The sequence below is a fragment of the Streptomyces sp. NPDC090442 genome, from assembly GCF_044769405.1.
In the GTDB taxonomy this organism is placed as follows: Bacteria; Actinomycetota; Actinomycetes; order Streptomycetales; family Streptomycetaceae; genus Streptomyces.
Genome location: NZ_JBIVXW010000277.1, coordinates 1 through 1,201, shown reverse-complemented (window position 1 = coordinate 1,201; position 1,201 = coordinate 1). Strand labels below are relative to the sequence as shown.

The 1,201-nt window shown below is 69.7% G+C and carries 1 protein-coding gene; it reads left to right on the top strand.

Features of this window, described 5'->3' with window-relative positions:
• Positions 1 to 68 precede the first annotated feature (68 nt).
• Positions 69 to 1,201 (top strand): Hsp70 family protein (locus ACIQU6_RS45020; RefSeq protein WP_403488576.1); only part of this gene is annotated, 1,133 nt, incomplete at its 3' end.

The window sequence follows — 1,201 nt, the reverse complement described above, 5'->3', positions numbered from 1 at the left end:
GCCGCCCCTCGGGACGGCCGTCCGCCGCGCCGCCGCCCCGGATCGGGCCGCAAGACGAGGAGAAGACCATGGCACGAGCAGTCGGTATCGACCTCGGGACGACGAACTCGGTGGTCAGCGTGTTGGAGGGCGGCGAGCCCACGGTGATCGCCAATGCCGAGGGCGCCCGGACCACCCCCTCGGTGGTCGCCTTCGCCAAGGGTGGCGACGTCCTGGTCGGCGAGATCGCCAAGCGCCAGGCCGTGACCAACGTCGACCGCACCTGCCGCTCGGTCAAGCGCCACATGGGCGACGCGCAGTGGCACTTCCCGGAGAGCGGCGACATCGACGGCAAGCGCTACACCGCGCAGGAGATCTCCGCGCGGGTGCTCCAGAAGCTCAAACGGGACGCCGAGAACTACCTCGGCGAGGACGTCACCGACGCCGTCGTCACCGTCCCCGCCTACTTCAACGACGCCCAGCGCACCGCGACCAAGGAGGCCGGCGAGATCGCCGGGCTGAAGGTGCTGCGGATCGTCAACGAGCCCACCGCGGCCGCCCTGGCCTACGGCCTGGACAAGGAGAACGACCAGACGATCCTGGTCTTCGACCTCGGCGGCGGCACCTTCGACGTCTCCCTGCTGGAGATCGGCGACGGCGTCGTCGAGGTGAAGGCCACCAACGGCGACACCCGCCTGGGCGGCGACGACTGGGACCAGCGGATCGTCGACCACCTGACCAAGCGGTTCAACAGCGCGTACGGCATCGACCTGGCCAAGGACAAGATGGCCACCCAACGGCTGCGCGAGGCCGCCGAGAAGGCCAAGATCGAGCTGTCCGCGGCCAGCGAGACCACGGTCAACCTGCCGTATCTCAGCGCCTCGCCCGAGGGGCCGCTGCACCTGGACGAGAAGCTGACCCGCGCCCAGTTCGAGCAGTTGACCGCGGACCTGCTGGAGCGCTGCAAGGCGCCGTTCCACAACGCGGTCGACGACGCGGGCATCAAGGTCGCCGACATCAACCACGTGATCCTGGTGGGCGGTTCGACCCGGATGCCGGCGGTGACGGACCTGGTCCGGCAACTGACCGGCAAGGACCCGCACAAGGGCGTCAACCCGGACGAGGTGGTCGCGATCGGCGCCTGCCTCCAGGCCGGCGTCCTCAAGGGCGAGGTCAAGGACGTCCTGCTGCTGGACGTCACCCCGCTGTCCCTCGGCATCGA